This window comes from Pseudomonas cuatrocienegasensis, from assembly GCF_900110925.1.
Classification (GTDB): Bacteria; Pseudomonadota; Gammaproteobacteria; order Pseudomonadales; family Pseudomonadaceae; genus Aquipseudomonas; species Aquipseudomonas cuatrocienegasensis.
The window spans coordinates 222,947-240,457 of the sequence record NZ_FOFP01000005.1; the positions used below are offsets into that span (position 1 = coordinate 222,947).

20 protein-coding genes are annotated in these 17,511 nt (G+C 63.8%); 8 read left to right on the forward strand and 12 right to left on the reverse strand.

Annotated elements, in window-relative coordinates; genetic code table 11:
• The first annotated feature begins 108 nt into the window (after positions 1-108).
• From BMW49_RS09500 to BMW49_RS09515, 4 genes are all read left to right on the forward strand, one after another.
• Positions 109-708: a Yip1 family protein gene (locus tag BMW49_RS09500; RefSeq protein WP_069519030.1), complete on the forward strand. Its 600-nt coding sequence runs from the start codon at positions 109-111 to the stop codon at positions 706-708.
• Between the two features lie 154 nt (positions 709-862).
• A complete protein-coding gene (locus tag BMW49_RS09505; protein WP_069519029.1) occupies positions 863-1,528 on the forward strand; it encodes a Yip1 family protein in 666 nt (221 codons plus the stop codon).
• A 46-nt stretch (positions 1,529-1,574) separates the two neighbouring features.
• A complete protein-coding gene (locus BMW49_RS09510) occupies positions 1,575-2,081 on the forward strand; it encodes a SprT family zinc-dependent metalloprotease (RefSeq protein ID WP_256540415.1) in 507 nt (168 codons plus the stop codon).
• Positions 2,082-2,162: 81 nt separating this feature from the next.
• Positions 2,163-2,897: a S1 family peptidase gene (locus BMW49_RS09515; protein ID WP_069519027.1), complete on the forward strand. Its 735-nt coding sequence runs from the start codon at positions 2,163-2,165 to the stop codon at positions 2,895-2,897.
• Here BMW49_RS09515 and BMW49_RS09520 read toward each other — a convergent pair.
• The 9 genes from BMW49_RS09520 to BMW49_RS09560 form a co-directional block, all read right to left on the reverse strand.
• Positions 2,894-4,075, reverse strand: a complete 1,182-nt coding sequence (locus BMW49_RS09520) for a CaiB/BaiF CoA transferase family protein (protein ID WP_069519026.1) — start codon at positions 4,073-4,075, stop codon at positions 2,894-2,896. The two genes, BMW49_RS09515 and BMW49_RS09520, sit on opposite strands and share 4 nt — an antisense overlap.
• Before the next feature lie 418 nt (positions 4,076-4,493).
• Positions 4,494-5,513: a UDP-N-acetylmuramate dehydrogenase gene (gene murB, locus BMW49_RS09525; RefSeq protein WP_069519025.1), complete on the reverse strand. Its 1,020-nt coding sequence runs from the start codon at positions 5,511-5,513 to the stop codon at positions 4,494-4,496.
• Positions 5,510-5,974, reverse strand: coding sequence for a low molecular weight protein-tyrosine-phosphatase (locus BMW49_RS09530; protein WP_069519024.1), 465 nt, complete (start codon positions 5,972-5,974; stop codon positions 5,510-5,512). Before BMW49_RS09530 ends, murB begins: the two co-directional genes overlap by 4 nt.
• A complete protein-coding gene (gene kdsB / locus BMW49_RS09535) occupies positions 5,974-6,738 on the reverse strand; it encodes a 3-deoxy-manno-octulosonate cytidylyltransferase (protein WP_069519023.1) in 765 nt (254 codons plus the stop codon). The genes BMW49_RS09530 and kdsB overlap by 1 nt, the downstream gene beginning before the upstream one ends.
• Positions 6,739-6,924: a Trm112 family protein gene (locus BMW49_RS09540; protein ID WP_069519022.1), complete on the reverse strand. Its 186-nt coding sequence runs from the start codon at positions 6,922-6,924 to the stop codon at positions 6,739-6,741.
• Positions 6,925-6,973: 49 nt separating this feature from the next.
• The gene (gene lpxK, locus BMW49_RS09545; RefSeq protein WP_069519069.1) at positions 6,974-7,969 is read right to left on the reverse strand and encodes a tetraacyldisaccharide 4'-kinase; all 996 of its coding nucleotides are present in this window, start codon (positions 7,967-7,969) and stop codon (positions 6,974-6,976) included.
• 5 nt (positions 7,970-7,974) lie between these two features.
• Positions 7,975-8,403 (reverse strand): ExbD/TolR family protein, encoded by a 429-nt coding sequence (locus BMW49_RS09550; protein ID WP_069519021.1) that lies wholly within the window; start codon positions 8,401-8,403, stop codon positions 7,975-7,977.
• Complete coding sequence (locus BMW49_RS09555; protein WP_069519020.1) at positions 8,400-9,032, reverse strand: MotA/TolQ/ExbB proton channel family protein; 633 nt, start codon at positions 9,030-9,032, stop codon at positions 8,400-8,402. Before BMW49_RS09555 ends, BMW49_RS09550 begins: the two co-directional genes overlap by 4 nt.
• Positions 9,033-9,104: 72 nt before the next feature.
• A complete protein-coding gene (locus tag BMW49_RS09560; protein ID WP_083251740.1) occupies positions 9,105-11,327 on the reverse strand; it encodes a DNA internalization-related competence protein ComEC/Rec2 in 2,223 nt (740 codons plus the stop codon).
• 386 nt (positions 11,328-11,713) lie between these two features.
• Between BMW49_RS09560 and BMW49_RS09565 the strand changes: the two genes are divergently transcribed.
• Positions 11,714-12,250, forward strand: a complete 537-nt coding sequence (locus tag BMW49_RS09565; protein ID WP_069519019.1) for a DUF2062 domain-containing protein — start codon at positions 11,714-11,716, stop codon at positions 12,248-12,250.
• Between the two features lie 52 nt (positions 12,251-12,302).
• Here BMW49_RS09565 and BMW49_RS09570 read toward each other — a convergent pair whose 3' ends face one another.
• The 3 genes from BMW49_RS09570 to BMW49_RS09580 are packed head-to-tail and all read right to left on the reverse strand — an operon-like array spanning position 12,303 to position 15,491.
• Positions 12,303-13,550: a lipoprotein-releasing ABC transporter permease subunit gene (locus tag BMW49_RS09570; RefSeq protein ID WP_069519018.1), complete on the reverse strand. Its 1,248-nt coding sequence runs from the start codon at positions 13,548-13,550 to the stop codon at positions 12,303-12,305.
• Positions 13,550-14,233, reverse strand: coding sequence for a lipoprotein-releasing ABC transporter ATP-binding protein LolD (lolD, locus tag BMW49_RS09575; RefSeq protein ID WP_090390914.1), 684 nt, complete (start codon positions 14,231-14,233; stop codon positions 13,550-13,552). The genes BMW49_RS09570 and lolD overlap by 1 nt, the downstream gene beginning before the upstream one ends.
• A gap of 7 nt (positions 14,234-14,240) precedes the next feature.
• Positions 14,241-15,491 carry a lipoprotein-releasing ABC transporter permease subunit gene (locus tag BMW49_RS09580; protein ID WP_069519015.1) on the reverse strand — a complete coding sequence of 417 codons (1,251 nt, stop codon included), beginning with the start codon at positions 15,489-15,491 and terminating at the stop codon, positions 14,241-14,243.
• A gap of 96 nt (positions 15,492-15,587) precedes the next feature.
• On the opposite strand from BMW49_RS09580, the gene BMW49_RS09585 reads away from it, so the two are divergent.
• Genes BMW49_RS09585 through BMW49_RS09595 form a run of 3 tightly spaced genes read left to right on the forward strand, consistent with a single transcriptional unit; the run spans position 15,588 to position 17,193 of the window.
• A complete protein-coding gene (locus BMW49_RS09585; RefSeq protein WP_069519013.1) occupies positions 15,588-16,169 on the forward strand; it encodes a PilZ domain-containing protein in 582 nt (193 codons plus the stop codon).
• An 11-nt stretch (positions 16,170-16,180) separates the two neighbouring features.
• A complete protein-coding gene (locus BMW49_RS09590; RefSeq protein ID WP_069519011.1) occupies positions 16,181-16,471 on the forward strand; it encodes a phosphodiesterase in 291 nt (96 codons plus the stop codon).
• Positions 16,472-16,473: 2 nt separating this feature from the next.
• Positions 16,474-17,193, forward strand: coding sequence for a glycerophosphodiester phosphodiesterase (locus BMW49_RS09595; protein WP_069519009.1), 720 nt, complete (start codon positions 16,474-16,476; stop codon positions 17,191-17,193).
• Positions 17,194-17,511 lie beyond the last annotated feature (318 nt).

Genomic DNA, 17,511 nt, shown 5'->3' on the forward strand with positions numbered 1-17,511 from the left:
TGCGACATAGGGTCGCAGAGGTTCGACCTGCCACCTGCTTGTGCAGCACACGCGCAGCAGACGCAGGGACGGGGGGCGGCTCATCATAATAACGAGGAGGTGCTTGATATGATCCACCACGTTTGGGGGCTCTTCACCCATCCCGACCAAGAATGGCAAGAGATTCGTGGCGAGGAAGAAACCATCAGCCACATGTACCTGACCCATGTCCTAGTGCTGGCGGCGGTACCAGCGGTCTCGGCTTATATCGGCACCACCCAGGTTGGCTGGGCCATCGGCTCACGAGCGCCGGTGATGCTCACCGAAAGCAGTGCCTTGCAACTCACCCTGATGGCCTACCTGGCGATGATTGCCGGGGTGGCGGTCATGGGCGCTTTCATTCACTGGATGGCGCGCACCTACGACGCCAGCCCCAACCTCACCCAATGCGTGGTCTTCGCGGCCTACACCGCTACGCCACTGTTTATCGGCGGGCTAGCGGCGCTCTACCCACACCTGTGGCTGGCGATGATCATTGGCACTGTGGCCATCTGTTACACGGTCTATCTGCTGTATGTCGGCATTCCGGCATTTATGAACATCCCGGAGGACGAAGGCTTTATGTTTTCCAGCTCGGTGCTCGCCGTTGGCCTGGTGGTGCTGGTGGCAATGATCGCCAGCTCGGTCATTATGTGGGGCATCGGGGTCGGCCCGGTGTACACCAGCTAACCGAGTTGAATACTTACTCGGGCCGCCTACTCGGGCGGCCTTGTTGTTTCTGCTACTCCCGCAAACAGGTTGAACCCCCGGCCAAGAGCACCGTTCCAAACTGTCACGATGCCCGCGGAAAAACCGCGTGCCACTGGCCGACGGAGCGCTCGCGATGCATGCGCACTTCTATACCCTGCTCACCCGCCCTGATCGCGCCTGGACAGCCATCCGCGACGACGAGGAACGCAACAGCGCCAATTACCTGATGCACCTGCTGCTGTTTGCCCTGCTGCCGGCCATGTGCATGTTTATCGGCACCCGCTGGGTCGGCTGGAGCCTGGTCGACCAGGAGCGTATTCGCCTGGATACCCTCAGCGCCCTGCAACTGAGCGTACTGCTTTACCTGACGATCCTGCTCGGCACAGTGATCATGGGCTTTTTCATGCGCTGGATGTCGCGCACCTTCGAGGCACGGCCCACGTTCAACCAATGCGTGGGCTTCATTGCCTATACCTGCACACCGTTCTTTATCGCCGGGCTGGGGGCGCTGTACCCGACTCGCTGGATGGCCATCAGCGTGCTGCTGATCGCCGGGATTTACGCCAGTTACCTGTTGGTTATCGGCCTGCCGCGCTTTATGCGCATCGACCATCACCAGAGTTTTCTCTACGCCGCCTCGACCTGGGCTGTGGCCCTGCTTGTACTGGTCAATATCAAGGTCGGCATGATCCTGCTGTGGACCCAGGGGCTGGAGCCAAACTACCTGCGCAGCGTGCAGCAGGACCAAAGCTACAGCACTCAGGAAGAACGCCCACAGGATGAACCTGGCGAGCGGTGACTGTACGCCGGCGCTGCTTGCGGCATAATCGCGGCCTCCCCACCAGCTGCCTGCCGCCATGCCCGAAACGCTTCATGCCCGCGTCGAAGCCTGCTATCAACAGGCTGAGGCCTTCTTCAAACGCACTTTCGCCCGGCCTACCGTGAGCTTCCGACTGCGAGGGCAGAAAGCCGGCGTGGCGCACCTGACCGAGAACCTGCTGCGCTTCAATGCCCAGCTGTATCAGGAAAACCGCGAAGACTTCCTGCGCCAGACCGTACCCCATGAAGTCGCCCACCTGGTGGCCCACCAGTTGTTCGGCCTGCGCATCCAGCCCCATGGCGAGGAATGGCAACTGATCATGCGCGGCGTCTATGAGCTGCCGCCCAGCCGCTGCCACACCTATGCGGTCAAACGTCGCCAGGTCAGCCGTTTTATCTACCGCTGCACGTGCGCCGACGGCGAATTCCCGTTTTCCGCCCAGCGTCATGCCCTGGTCGGCAAAGGCCGGCGTTACCTGTGTCGGCGCTGCAAAGCGACCCTGACATTCAGCGGCGAGCAGCGCAGCGAATAGCCCAGCCCGTTATAAATCCCTGCCAACCTGCGACATACGCCATCATGACCGCTCCCGGCGTTGCCTCGACAAGGACATCTGATGATCGAACCCCTTCTGCTCAGCGCCGCGCGCGTCTCGACCTTCGATGGCACGCGCCTGCTGACCAATGCCAGCGGCTTCTTCTTCGAGCGTGATCAGCGCCTGTTCCTGGTCACCAGCCGCCATGTGATGATCGACGAACCCAGCGACCACTGCCCCAATCGCCTGGAAATCGAATTGCACATCGATGCCGACAACCTCACCCGCTCCATCGGCTTTTCCATCCCGCTGTACCAGGGTGGCAAGTCCCAGTGGCGCCAGGGGATCGATGGTAGCGGCGAAATCGATGTCGCCCTGATCGAGCTGAAACGCGAGGCGCTGCCGCCCAGCATGGTCTACCGCGCCTTTACCCCGGCGCACCTGCAACACAGCCTGGAGGAAGTAGAAGTCGGCACCTCGCTGCTGATAGTCGGCTTTCCATTGGGCTTTCACGACAGCCTGCATCACATGCCAGTGGTTCGTCAGGCGGCGATTGCCTCCTCGTTCGGCCTGCGCTTCCAGGGTGAGGGATACTTTCTCAGCGACGCCCGCACCCACCGCGGCACCAGCGGCGCGCCAGTGGTGATGCGCGCCCCTGGGACCCGCAACCGGGTGACCGGCGACCTGCCTTGGGTGCTCTTGGGCGTGCATTCGGCGCGGCTCGATGTGGGTAACCGCGACCTGGATATCGACGAGGCCCTTGGCCTGAACTGCACCTGGTACGCCGACATTCTGATGACCCTGAGCGCCAGCTAAACCACCACGTTCTGCGCCCTGAGCATAGCGATCTGCTCAGCCGAGTAACCCAGCTCGGCCAACACTGCCTCGGTATCGGCCCCCAGAGCCGTGCCTATGTGTCGCGGCTCGGGCAAGCCCTCGGAGAACTTGATCGGACAGCCGATCTGCGCCTGGGGAGCAGCACCTGCCCGCGGCACCTCGGTGACCAGCCCACGCGCCTTGATCTGCGGGTGCTCGACCGCCTCGCTGAGGCTGAGCATCGGCTCCACGCAGGCATCCAGACCAGCGAACACCTGGCTCCACTCGGCGAAATCGCGCGTCTCGAACGCGATTGCAATCTCGCGCTTGAGCGCCTGCTGGACCTCAGGTTTCTGGGAAAGGCCATTCGCCGCCAAGTCTGGACGGCCGAGAGCGGCGCAGAACGCCTGCATAAACTGCGGTTCCAGGCTGCCGACGGCAAACCAGCGACCATCGCGGGTGCGGTAATAGTCGTAGAAGCTGCCACCGTTGAGCGCCTGGCTCTCCATCGCCGGCTCCACCCCGGCCGCCAGGTAAGCGGCACCGGCCATGCCGTGCAGGCTGAAGGCGCAGTCAGTCATGCTGATATCCACCTGCTGGCCCTGCCCTGTCGCCTGGCGCTGAATCACCGCGGCCAGCAAGCCAATCACCCCATGCAGTGAACCGCCGGCGATATCCGCCACCTGAATGCCCAGGGGCAGCGGGCCGCTGTCGCGCCGACCGGTGTAACTGGCGATGCCGGCCAGGGCCAGGTAATTGATGTCATGCCCGGCGCGGTCACAGTAGGGACCGGTTTGCCCATAGCCGGTGATGGACACGTAAATCAACTTGGGGTTGATCGCCTTGAGCGCCGCGTAGCCGACGCCGAGTTTATCCATCACGCCAGGGCGAAACTGCTCCAGCACAATGTCGTACTCAGCCACCAGCTGCTTGACCACCTCCACCGCCTCGGGCTTTTTCAGGTCAAGGGCAATGCTGCGCTTGTTGCGGTTCAGGTAGGCGTGGCTGGCAGACACGCCCGCATCATGGGGCGGCAGCAAACGCACCAGGTCCATGCGACTCGGCGACTCGACCCGCAGCACCTCAGCGCCCATATCGGCCAACAACAAGGAGGCGAACGGGCCTGGCAGCAAGGTGGAAAAATCCAGCACCTTTAACGTGGACAACGGAGCGGACATGGGGCCTCCAGGCAACAGCGGGATCAAGGCGCAGTGCGGCGATACACCGAGGCTTGCGAGCAGCCACAGTAGGCGCAGCCGTGCCGCACCTCAATGACCCAAGCGCTCAGCCGTTATGACCCATCCGCTCGCCCCGATACACCAGCACGTAGTCTGGGTCGAGCGCAGCGACACCCGGGAGCACCTTCCCGGGTATCGCGATGCTCAACCCAGGCTACCGACCGGCGCTCTCAGGAATAAACAGAGAAACCTAGAGCACGTTCGGCTCGATCTCCAGGCTGACACCAAAGCGCGCCTGGATACGCGTTGCCAGCACGTAGCCTGGGTCGAGCGCAGCGACACCCGGGAGTACCTTCCCGGGTATCGCGATGCTCAACCCAGGCTACCGACCGACGCTCTCAGGAATAAACAGAGAAACCTAGAGCACGTTCGGCTCGATCTCCAGGCTGACGCCAAAGCGCGCCTGGATATCGGCCTGGATACGCGTTGCCAGGTCGAGAATCTGCGCGCCGCTGGCCTGGCCATAGTTGACCAGCACCAGCGCCTGCAGACCATGGACCCCGGCGTCACCCTCGCGGTAACCCTTCCAGCCGGCCCGCTCGATCAGCCAACCGGCAGCCAATTTGACCTGGCCATCGGCTTGCGGGTAACCCACCAGATCAGGGTGCACCGCACGCAGCTCTGCAGCGAGTTCCGCAGGCACCACCGGGTTTTTGAAAAAGCTGCCGGCATTACCGAGCTGCGCCGGATCGGGCAGTTTTTCCTGACGAATCGCACAGACCGCCTGACTGACCGCCTGTGCCGTCGGCTCGCTAATGCCCATCTGCTCCAGGCGCTGACGCACCGGCCCGTAATCCAAGCGCAGGGGCGCGGCGCGGCGCAGGGCAAAGCGCACGCGTAGGATCACCCAACGCCCAGGCTCACGCTTGAACAGGCTGTCACGGTAAGCGAAGGCACAGTCAGCCAGGCTAAAGTCACACCGCTCGCCCGTGGTGCGATCGAGGGCGGTCAGCCCGGCGAACACATCCTTGAGCTCGACGCCATAGGCGCCAATATTCTGCACTGGCGCGGCGCCCACGGTGCCGGGGATCAAGCTGAGGTTTTCCAGCCCGCTGGCGCCCAGGGTCAGGGTCTGCTGAACGAATGGGTGCCAGGGCTCGCCGGCCTCGGCCTCTATCAGCAGGGTCTGGCCATCGTCTTCGAGAATACGCACGCCACGAGCGGCCATGCGCAGCACCAGCGCTTCAACATCACCGGTCAGCAGCAGGTTGCTGCCGCCGCCCAGCAGCAGCACGGGCAGCGCATGCGCCGCGGCGAAGGCCAGCGCCTCGCATACATCCTGCTCGTCCTCGGCCTCGGCGTACCAGCGCGCTGCCACCGCAAAACCGAAGCTGTTGTAGGCCTGGAGCGAGACATGCTCGCGTATCTGCAGGCTCACAGGCGCCTCCGCAGCTCATGCACCAGCGCATCACAGGCGTGCTCGACCAGGTCAAGCACCTCATCGAACCCGGCCGGGCCGCCGTAGTAAGGGTCGGGCACCTCGTCGCGCGCGCTCTGGTAGCGGCGCAGGAACAGGTCCACCTCGGCGGTTGAGGCCGCCGGGCGCATGCGTTGCAGGTGCTGCAGGTTTTGCTTGTCCATCGCCAGAATCAGGTCGAAACGGGCGAAATCAGCAAGTGCGACCTGGCGCCCGCGCAGCGCCGACAGGTCATAGCCGCGCTGCAGCGCCGCCTCTGCGGTGCGTGGATCGACGCCTTTGCCGACATGCCAATCGCCGGTCCCCACAGAGTCGACCTCCACCAGATTATCGAGCCCGGCCAGGCGCAACTTGTGCCGCAACACCCCTTCGGCGGTCGGCGAGCGGCAGATATTGCCCAGGCAGACGAACAGAACGCGCATCAGGCCCCCAGCAAGCGGCGTACCCGCTCCAGGTCCTCGACGGTGTCCACACCGGCCGGCGGCGCTTGCAGGGCATCGGCGACATGAATACGCACGCCGTGCCAGAGCGCGCGCAGCTGCTCCAGGCACTCGGTGTCTTCCAGCCAGCACGGGCCCCAGGCGACGAAATCCGCCAGGAAGCCGGCGCGGTAGGCATAGATGCCGATATGTCGGCGGTACGGCACGCCGGCCGGCAGCACATCACGGCTGACCGCAAAGGCATCGCGTGCCCAGGCCAGCGGCGCACGGCTAAAGGTCAGGGCCAGACCGCTTTTATCCGCCACCACCTTGACCACATTGGGATTGAACAGCGCAGCCACATCGTCGATCGGTTCGGCCAGGGTAGCGATGCCCGCCTGGGGATTGCTCGCCAGATTGGCCGCCACCTGGTCGATGATCGCGGGCGGAATCAACGGCTCGTCGCCCTGCACGTTGACCACGATGGCATCAGGCGCAAGGCCCAGGGCCGCGGCGACTTCGGCCAGGCGATCGGTACCGGAGTTATGCTCGGCGCGGGTCAACAGCACCTCGGCACCGAAGGCCTGGCAGGCCTCGACGATGCGCGCATCGTCCGTGGCCACTACGACCTGCTGGGCACTGCTTTTACGCGCCTGCTCCCAGACATGCTGGATCATCGGCTTGCCGGCAATCATCTGCAGCGGCTTACCGGGCAGCCGGGTGGAGGCAAAACGGGCGGGAATCACAACGGTGAAGGCAGGGCTCATTTACTTGTCCAGGCGCTCGTCGACGGTCAGGGTACGGGCTTCGCTTTCCAGCATCACCGGGATTCCATCGCGCACGGGAAAGGCCAGCGCATCGGCCCTGCAGGTCAGCTCGGACTTGTCGGCAGCCAACTTCAACGGCCCCTTACACAGCGGGCAGGCAAGGATGTCGAGTAATTTCGGGTCCATGGGCAATCCTTGAGAAAAAAGCGCGATACGGGGCATCGCGGGCAAAGGTTCAGGCGCTGGGCAGCAGCCTGTCGAGCTGGGTATCGAACCAGGCCGCGAAGGCGGCACCAGGCTGAGCATCGACAGTTAGATACCACCAGTCGGCTGCGGCAAAGGCACGGCACTTGACCGCATCTTTTTCCGTCATCACCAACGGCAGTGCCGGGCTGAACTGCAACAGCTCGGCGCTGTAGGCAGCATGGTCGGCGAACGCGTGGGCCACAGGGCGCCAGTGTAGCGCCTCGAGCGTGGTGAAGAAACGCTGCGGATTGCCGATACCGGCCACGGCATGCAGGGCCTGGCCGGCTGGAAAATACGTCAGAGGCTGGCGCTCGCCCGTGCGCAGGTTGACCAGCGCGCTGGGCTGCAGGGTGAATTGAAACGCGCCCGGCGCCCCCGCGGCGGCGCCGTTATACAGCACGGCATCGACCGACTGCAGGCGCTCGACAGGCTCGCGCAGCGGTCCGGCCGGCAAACAACGATGATTACCCAGGCCGCGAGAGGCGTCGATCAGCACCAGTTCGAGGTCGCGGGCCAGTCGATAATGCTGCAGGCCGTCGTCGCTGAGGATCAGGTCCAGCGGTTCACTGGCCAGCAAGGCGCGGGCCGCACGGCCACGATCAGGGTCGATCATCAGCGGTACAGCACTGCGCTGGACGATCAGCAATGGCTCATCCCCTGCCTGGGCCGCACTCTGCTCGGCCTGCACCCGCCAGGGCAGGCTCGGCGGCGTAGCGCCGTAGCCTCGGCTGACCACGCCCACGCGCAAGCCACGGGCACGACAGTGCTCGATCAGCCAGAGAATCATCGGGGTTTTGCCGGTGCCACCCACGGTAATATTCCCCACCACCACCACAGGTACCGGCGCGCGGTAACTCGGCGACAGGCCGGCAAGAAAGCGCGCGCGCTTGCGCTGCACCACGCGCCGGTAGAGCGCCTCAAGCGGGCGCAACAGCGCAAGGGCAGGATGGCCGCGGTACCAGGCTGCGACCAGGCGCTCAGTCAAACGGCTCACGGCGTAGGCTGCGCCTCGACGGTGGTGATGCGCAGATGGGCGAAGCCGAGCTTGCCGGCGGCATCCATAGCAGTAATCACCGCCTGGTGCGGCGTCATGGCGTCGGCGCTGATGGTCAGCGGCAGGCTGTTATCACCCTCAGACTCCTTCTGCAGGGCGGCCATCAGGGTGTCCAGGTCGCTCTTGAGCAAGGCCTTGGCATTCAGGGAAAAACTGCCGTCGGCGGCGATCAGGATTTCCAGCTGCTTGAGTTCGGTCTGCTCGGGCGGCGTGCCGCTGGCCGCTTCCGGCAGGTCGACCTTGAGCTGGGTCTCGCGGGTGAAGGTGGTGGTGACCACAAAGAACAGCAGCAGGATAAACACCACGTCGATCAGCGAGGCCAGGTTGATCTCGACGTTCTCCCGCGGTTTGCGCCGGAATTTCACGCCTTGTCCTCACCCAGTTCGACGTCACGATCGCCCTGCACCACCTCGACCAGTTTGATCGCTTCCTGCTCCATGCCCACTACCAGCTCATCGATGCGACGCTGCAGGTAGCGGTGGAAGAACAGCGCAGGGATGGCAACCATCAAGCCCGCGGCAGTGGTGATCAGCGCCTTGGAGATACCGCCGGCAAGCACCGGGGCATTGGCCATACCGGCGCCCATGAACGAGCTGAAAATCTCGATCATGCCCAGCACTGTACCGAGCAGGCCGAGCAAGGGGGCGATGCCAGCAATGGTGCCGAGGGCATTGAGGTAGCGCTCCAGGTCGTGAATCACCCGCGCGGCCGCCTCTTGAATGCACTCCTTCATGATCTCGCGACCATGCTTGGAGTTGGCCAGGCCGGCGGCGAGGATCTGCCCCAGCGGCGAGCCGGCGCGCAGTTCCTTGAGCGTCTGGTTAGTGAGCTTCTTATCCTTGACCTGACGCCAGACCTGCCCCAGCAGGTTGGCGGGCGTGACCCGGGCAGGACGCAGGGTCCACAGGCGCTCGGCGACGATGCCGAGAGCGGCGATGGAGCACAACATGATCGGCAGCATCATCCAGCCGCCAGCTTTGACCAGTTCCCACACGGTGGCACATCCCCTCTGCGAAAGTGGCGCCACTCTAGCATAGGGTCGAGGCCTCGCCGACCGTCGCGGTTCTCATTTTTCCCGCCAGAAGCGTCGTTGTTCACGCCAGCCCTGTGCAGCGCCGAAGGTGCCGAGGTCGACGCGAATGGCACCTTGCAGCGCCGTATCCTGCACGCTGATGTCGCGCACGCGAAAACGCTCGAGCACCTCCGGGTGCGGATGGCCAAAGGCGTTGTGCCGCCCGCGCGAAACGAGCACCGCCTGGGGTTGCACGGCATCGAGCAGCGCTGCCGACGACGAGGTGCGGCTGCCATGGTGCGGCGCCAGCAGCCAGCGCGCCGCCAGCGGCAAGCCGCTGTCGAGCAAGGCCTGCTCGGCTACCACGTCGATATCGCCAGTCAGCCAGATGCGCTCACCGCCCGCCTCCACCAGTACGACGCAGGAGGCCTGGTTGCCGTCGCGGGCGCCATCCCAGCGCCAGGTGCGAAAAACTACCTGGTCCCAGCTCCAGGCATTAGCTTCGCAGGGCTGTGCCGCCAGCTCGGCGGACAGCTTCTGCGGCTCACCGCTGACCACATCCCCCACGCGCAAGCCATGGGCCACGGCTACCGCGCCGCCGGCATGGTCATTGTCGGCATGGCTGATCACCAGCCGATCAAGATGACGCACGCCCAATTGGCGCAACGACGGCAGCACGATGCGCTCACCGGTATCGAACTCGCCAAATCGCGGGCCGGCGTCATACAGCAGCGCGTGTTCACGGGTGCGCACCAGCACCGCGAGGCCCTGCCCCACATCCAGCACCCATACCTCGGCCTGGCCCACCGGAGGCCTGGACACTGGCCAGAATGCCAAAGGCAAGATCAGCGCCAGGCCAAGCCCGCGCAGTGGCACCCCGCCCGGCAGCAATAGCATGAAGACGCCAAGAGCCAGCGCCAGCCAAGCCATCACAGGCAGGTCGACCGAGAGCCAGGCAGGCACGGCAGCGGCCAGTAACGTGAGGCCATGAAACAGTAGCGCGAGCAATCCTCCCGCCAGCCACAAGATGCTCTCGCCGACGCCTGGTATCGGCAGCAACAGGGTGCCAAGCAACGCCAGCGGCACAACCAGCAATCCGACCCAGGGCACGGCCAACAGATTGGCCAGCGGCCCGCTGAAGCTGACCGGCAAGCCCAGCGCCACCATCAGCGGCAACAGCCCCAGGGTCATCGCCCATTGTGCACGTCCCAGGCTCTGCCACCAGCGCCAGACGCCCAGGCGCCCGGAAAAAATCAGTACCAGCAAGGCCACCGCGCCAAACGACAGCCAGAACCCGGGCTGCAACACCGCCAGCGGTTCGAGCGAGAGCACCACCAGTAAAGCCAGCAGCAAAGGCAAGGTGACGCCCAGATGGCGAAAGCGCCAGCGCCACAACAGCGCCAAAGCGACCATCACGCAAGCGCGCTGCACCGGCACCTCGAAACCGGCCAACGCGCCGTAGGTCAGCGCCCCAGTCAGTGCCAGCAGACAGGCGCAGGGCAACCAGGGCAACGCGCGGGGCCAGAGCCCCCAACGCGCAAGCCCGGCGACCAAGCCGTACAGCAGCCCTGCCAGCAAACCAATGTGTTGCCCAGAGATGACCAGCAGATGCACGGTGCCGGTGTCCTGCAGCACGCGCCAATCGGCCGTTGAAAGACCCGAGCCGTCGCCCAGCACCAAAGCCGCCAGCGCACCTTCGCGGCCGAAAGCGTCCACGGCCAGCAGCCGGGCACGCAACTGATCACGCCAGGTACTCGCCCCGTCGGCTGCGGCCAGGCGCTGGCCACTCTTGACCGTGCCGGTGGCGCCAATGCGCTGCGCCAGCAGCCAGGCTTCGTAATCGAAGGATTGCGGATTGACCCCGCCCTGGGGTTGGCGCAGGCGTACGGCCAGGCGCCAGGTCTCGCCGGCACGCACCAGCGGAGCGTCGTACCAGGCCACGCGGATCAGGCTGGGCAGCATGGCACGACGCGACTCGGCATCCGCCACCTCAAAGCGCACCACGCCTTCACGGGCATCGGGCAGCCCGACCACCCGCCCTTGCAGCCAGAGGGTGCGCCCGTCCAGGTCCGCACTCAGGCGATCATCCAGCGCCATCTGCGCGGACAGACATGCCCAGGTAAACCCCAGCAGCAAGCAGCCCAGCGGATACAGGCGCAACGGCAGCAGAACCAGGCCACCCAGCCCCAATCCCCACAGCCATGGACTGGTGGGCAGCGCGGGCAACCAGCGGATCAGCAACATCCCTATAACCAGCGCCAGTATTGCTGTGCGCATCGCTCGACTCCCTGTCGTAAACACCTGCCATCCTGCAGACTTACTGAAACAAAGACGCACCGCAATGCCCTGTCAATGCAGGCATACTATTCGCGCGCTTAGGGTCTGTTCCCATTTCGTCGCGAGCCGCGTTGCCGCGAAAAATCTCGCCAGGCTAGGCGGAGGACGCAGGTAATGGTTATTCCCTTGCCAAGTCCTCCAACACTGTATGGCGAGATTTTTCGCACAACCCGAAGGGCCGGGCCCGTTTTAGCGCGATGCGGCGTTTCTCGATGCCTCATTTAGCCCGCTAAACTTCGCATTTCGTGCCTTGCCTCGCGCTAAAACAGGCTCCGGCGCGGCCGCGAACGAAACGGGAACAGACCCTAGCCTGCCAGAGATTTTTCATGCCGCGTCGCCTATTCAAACGCTACATGCCCAGCCCGGAACGGATCAAGGAAAGCAAATCCCTGCGCTTTCTCGGCGTGCTGATTCATGACCCCAACCTCTGGCACCTCAACCGCCATTCCGTATCACGCGCCATGGCCATCGGCCTGTTCTGGGCGATGATCCCAATGCCCATGCAGATGCTTGCCGCCGCTGCGGTGGCCATTCCCGCCCGCGCCAACCTGCCCATATCCGTGAGCCTGGTCTGGCTGACCAACCCCATTACCATGCCGGCCGTGTTCTATTGCAACTACAAGGCAGGTGCCTGGATGACCGGTACACCCGCCCTGCAAATGCCCGAACACATGTCCCTGGGCTGGATCGGCCACGTATTGCAGACCCATTGGCAGGCGCTCTACCTGGGCTCACTGGTGCTTGGCCTGATCATCGCCGTACTCGGCTACGTCGGCACCAATGTTTACTGGCACTGGTGGGTGCGCCATAACTGGCGCAAACGCCAGCAACGTCGCGCAGCAGCGCCTGGCAGCGCTGAATGACAGCCAATAAAAAGCCGCTACCTGATAGCGGCTTTTTACTGGCCGGCAGTCACTACTCGTAACGCAATGCCTCAGCCGGCTGGATCTGCGCGGCGCGCCATGACGGGTAGAGCGTGGCCAGAAAGCTCAGGGCCAGTGCCGCACTGCAAATCAGCAGCACATCAGTGGCCTGCAATTCCGAGGGCAGGTTGCTGATGAAATAGACATCGGAGCTGAGCACCTGCTGGCCACTGATGCGTTCGATCCAGCCGACCAACTGGCTGACATTCAGCGCCGCCGCAATCCCCAGCACAGCACCAATCAGCGTGCCCACCACGCCAATCACCGAGCCCTGGACGATAAACACGCCCATGATCTGTCGCGGCGTCGCGCCCAGGGTACGCAGGATGGCGATATCACCGCCCTTGTCGGCCACCACCATGATCAGCGTGGCGATGATGTTGAACGCTGCCACCGCGACGATCAGCAACAGCAACAGACCAATCATGGTCTTTTCCATCTTCATGGCGCTGAACAGGCTGCCCTGGGTCAGGGTCCAGTCGCTGGCGCGATAGCCCCCGCCCAGGTCAGCCACCACTGCAGCGGCTACCTGAGGGGCCTGATACAGGTCGGCCAGCTTGAGCCGTACGCTGGGTACCTGGCCCGGCTCCAGGCGCAGAATCTGTGCCGCGTCGGCGACACTGATCAGCGCCAGGGAGCTGTCCAGCTCGGCGCCGACCTTGAACACCCCGACCACATTCAGGCGCTGCATGCGCGGCGTGATACCGCCCGGCACGGAGCTGGCTTCCGGCACGATCAGCGCCAGCTTGTCGCCGACCTTGAGCTGAAAGCGCCGCGCGGTAATCTCACCGATCACCACACCGAACTCGCCTGGCACCAGGTCGCTCAAACGGCCCTGCACCATGTGCTCGCCGATGATCGATACATTACGTTCCTGCGCCGGGTCGATGCCCTGCAGCTGGATCGGCTGCATGGCGCCGCGGTACGAGAGCATGCCCTCCAGTTCGGCAAAGGGCGCCGTGCCCTGCACTGCCGGATTCTTCGCGGCGGCCTGAGCCACCGCCTGCCAGTTGTCCAGCGCCTTGCCAGTCGAGGAGATGCTGGCGTGCGGGACCATGCCGAGAATGCGGGTGCTCATCTCGCGCTGAAAGCCGTTCATCACCGAGAGCACCACGATCATCGCCAGCACGCCCAGGGCGAGGCCAATCATCGAGGTCAGGGAAATAAACGAAATGAAGTGATTGCGCCGCTTGGCCCGCGTGTAGCGCAAGCCGATGTAGACACTCAGAGGACGGAACATCAGCCGGCCACCAGCTTGCCGTCTTCCAGGCGCAGAATGCGGTCCATCTGACGCGCCAGAGAGAGGTCGTGGGTGACCACCAGAAACGCCGTCTGCGAGGCGCTGCTCAGCTCGCGCATCAGGTCCTGAATGTCCTGCGCCGTGTGCTGGTCGAGGTTACCGGTCGGCTCATCGAGCAGTACCAGACCTGGCTGGTTGACCAGGGCACGGGCAATCGCGACGCGCTGACGCTCGCCACCCGAGAGTTCGGCTGGCTTGTGCGACAGGCGATGCCCCAGACCCACCCGCTCCAGCAGCGCAGTGGCGCGCTGACGGGCCTCGGCGATGCTTGTACGGCCAATCAGCAACGGCATGCAGACGTTCTCCAGGGCGGTGAACTCCGGCAGCAGGTGGTGGAACTGATAGACGAAGCCCAACGCACGGTTGCGCAGCAGACCGCGCTGTTTTTCATTAAGCGCTGACAGTTCTTCGCCGGCCAGCCAGACGCTGCCACTGCTGGGTGTGTCGAGCCCGCCGAGCATGTTCAGCAGGGTGCTCTTGCCCGAGCCCGAGCTGCCGACGATGGCCACTCGCTCACCCGGCAGCAACTCCAGCTGCAGGTCGTCGAGCACGCGCACAGACTGCGGGCCTTCTTCATAGGACTTGCTCAGGTTGCGACAACTCAGAACGGCGCGATCGTGCATCACCGGGTTACTCATAACGCAGGGCCTCCGCGGGCTGGGTGCGCGCCGCGCGCCAGGCCGGATAAAGGGTGGCGAGAAAACTCAGAAGCAGTGCCGCCGCGCAGACCATCAACACATCGGCGAGCAGCAACTGCGAGGGCAGGTAATCGATGAAATAAACATCGGCATTGAGAAAGTGAATCCCCAGGGCGCGCTCCAGGGCGGCGATCCCAGCGCTGATATTGAGCGCAGCGAGGCAGCCGAGCACCGCGCCGATCAGCGTGCCCACCACGCCGATCACCGTGCCCTGGACCATAAAGATCGCCATGATCTGCCGGGGCGTGGCACCCAGGGTGCGCAGAATGGCGATATCGCCCTTCTTGTCGGTGACCACCATGACCAGGGTGGAAATGATATTGAATGCTGCCACCGCAACGATCAGCAACAGCAACAGGCCGATCATCGCTTTTTCCATGCGGATGGCCTGGTACAGGTTGCCGTGGGTACGGGTCCAGTCGCGGGCGTAATAGGTGTCGTCGCCCAGGCTCTGCGCCAGCTCCCAGGCGGTACGCGGTGCCTGGAACAGGTCGGCGAACTTCAGGCGAATGCCCTGCACCTGATCGGCCTGGCGACGTTGCAGACGCGCCAGGTCCTGCACATGGGTCATGGCCATAAAGCCGTCGATCTCACCGGCGCCAACGTGGAAGATACCCACCACGGTAAAACGCTTGAGCCGCGGGAACATGCCTGCCGGGGTCACCGTGACTTCCGGCGCAACGAAGGTGATGCGATCACCAATGCCCACGCCCAGCTTGGTCGCCGCCTTGTCGCCAATCACAATGCCGAAGTCACCCGGTTTGAGCGCCTGCAGGCTGCCTTGCTGGAAGAAATCGCCGATGATCGACACCTTCGGCTCCTCCAGCGGGTCGACGGCATTGATCAGCACTTTCTGCACCGTGCCTTCGTGGGTCAACAAACCCTGCATCTGGCTGAATGGCGCCACGGCGAGGACCTGCGGATTTTCCAGGGCACGCTCGCCAAGGCTGCGCCAGTCGTCGATCGGCGTCGCCGATTCGAGCGTGGCATGGGGCACCATGCCGAGCACGCGGGTGCGCATCTCGTGGTCGAAGCCGTTCATCACCGACAGCACGAGGATCATCACCAGCACCCCGAGGGCCAGGCCAATCATCGACGTGAGGGAAATAAACGAAACAAAATGGTTGCGGCGCTTGGCCCGCGTGTAACGCGTGCCGATAAATACGAACAGAGGTCTGAACATGTGGGAGGCTGGTTCGAGGAAAAAGAGGAACGTCCTTGTGGCGGGGCCTGGCGAGCAGCTTTACACTCAGACCACCACCGCTACCATGGGTTCGCCATGTCGACTCAAGATGCAGATGATCGCCGCGAATACTATCGTATCGATGACACGATCGCACTGGATTTCACCCCCCTGCGCGGCGCCGAGGCCCTGGCCAGCGATGTGCTGCACGACAGCTCGCCGCTGTTCAACCTGCTCAGCGACCTGCACCTGATGGACTTCGAGTCCCAGCACCTGCTGCGCCATATCGGTGAGCGCGACCGCACCCTGGCCAACTACCTCAAGGTGATGAACAAGCGCATCGACCTGCTCGGCCAAGCCGTCGCCCAGGGTCTGCTGCGTGACATCGGCACACCCAAACAGGTCAGCCTGTCGGAAGGCGGGGTGAGTTTCACCAGCGCTCAAGCCGTCGCGGTCGGTGAACATCTGGCGATCAAGATGGTGCTGATGCCCCAGGCTCTAGGGCTGCTGCTGCGTGCCCAGGTCATCCATTGCCGCGCGCTGGCGGATCAGCAGTTCGAGATCGGCACCGAGTTTGAAGCCCTCACCGAAGCCCAGCGCCAGTTGCTCGCACGCCACATTCTGCAGCGCCAAGCCCTTGAACGCCGCCAGGCGCGCGAACAGACCGACCCTTCCTGACGAGAGCCGCCATGCCCCGCCTCGCCCTGTTACTGAGTTTGCTCCTGCCCCTGTGCAGCCATGCCGAGACCCTGCAGATTCCACTCGGCGTCCAAGGCGCCGAGTCTGCAGATGATCTGCCGCACCGTGGCGAGTCACGCCGTGCGGTGCTGGAGCGTTTTGGCCTGGCGGATGAGGAGCACCCCAGCGTCGGCCAGCCGCCGATCACCCGTTGGGATTACCGCACCTTCAGCGTGTATTTTGAATACGACCACGTCGTCAACAGCGTGCGCCACCACCAACCCCGTACGGACAAGGAATAACCGTGACCTTTATTTACGGCCACCGCGGCGCCAAGGGCGAAGCGCCCGAGAACACCCTCGCCAGCTTCCAGCGCTGCCTGGAGCATGGCGTCAACCGTTGTGAACTGGACTTGCACCTGTCGCGCGATGGTGAGTTGATGGTGATCCACGACCCGACCCTGAAGCGTACGACGGGTCTACGCGGCAAGGTCCAGCAGCATGATGCGGCGGAGCTGCAAAGATACGATGCCCGCCTGGGCGGGCCGGGCTGGATCAGCCCCTGCCCTATTCCGCGCCTGGAAACGCTATTCGAGCAATGCCCCTTCGAGCACTGGCAACTCGAGGTCAAAAGCGCCTCGCGGGTGCGTGCGGCGAGAACTGTACAAGCCATCGCCACTCTGGCCGAACGCCACGGTCTGAGTGAACGGGTTACCGTCACCTCAAGCTCGCGGGAAGTGCTGCGCGCCCTGCAGCAACATGCGCCGCACCTGGCTCGCGGTCTGGTGGCCGAATACGCCTGGCTGGACCCACTGAAGGTGGCCCGCCACTACGGCTGCAACCTGCTGGCCCTGAACTGGACACTGTGCACCCCCGAACGCCAACTCAAGGCGCAGAAAGCCGGCCTGCATGTCTCGGTATGGACCGTCAATGACGCCGCGCTGATGCGCCGCCTCGCCGATTTTGGCGTGGACAGCCTGATCACCGACTTCCCCGGCCTGGCTGTTTCGACGTTGCGGGGCTAAGTGTCACGCCGGCAAGCACCGTTTCTTTGTTTCAACATGACTCCCTTGCACCGCCCACAACAAAGCGTTCGCCTTAAGCTTGTCTGAATCTAGAAATATTCATGACCCTGACGACGGAACAGCGAGCGGAACTGGGAAACACTGGATTAGCAAGGGGGAATCCACACTGAAGACGAGCTAGTACAGGATGCGGCCAAACAGGTGTCAGACCGGCAGTAGCCGATTACTGGGATGAGGAGTACAGCGGAAGCAAAGTATGACCAAAATAAAGGCGTCTATCACGCCTTCAGCTGCGACGACGGCTCAACTGGGCGATAT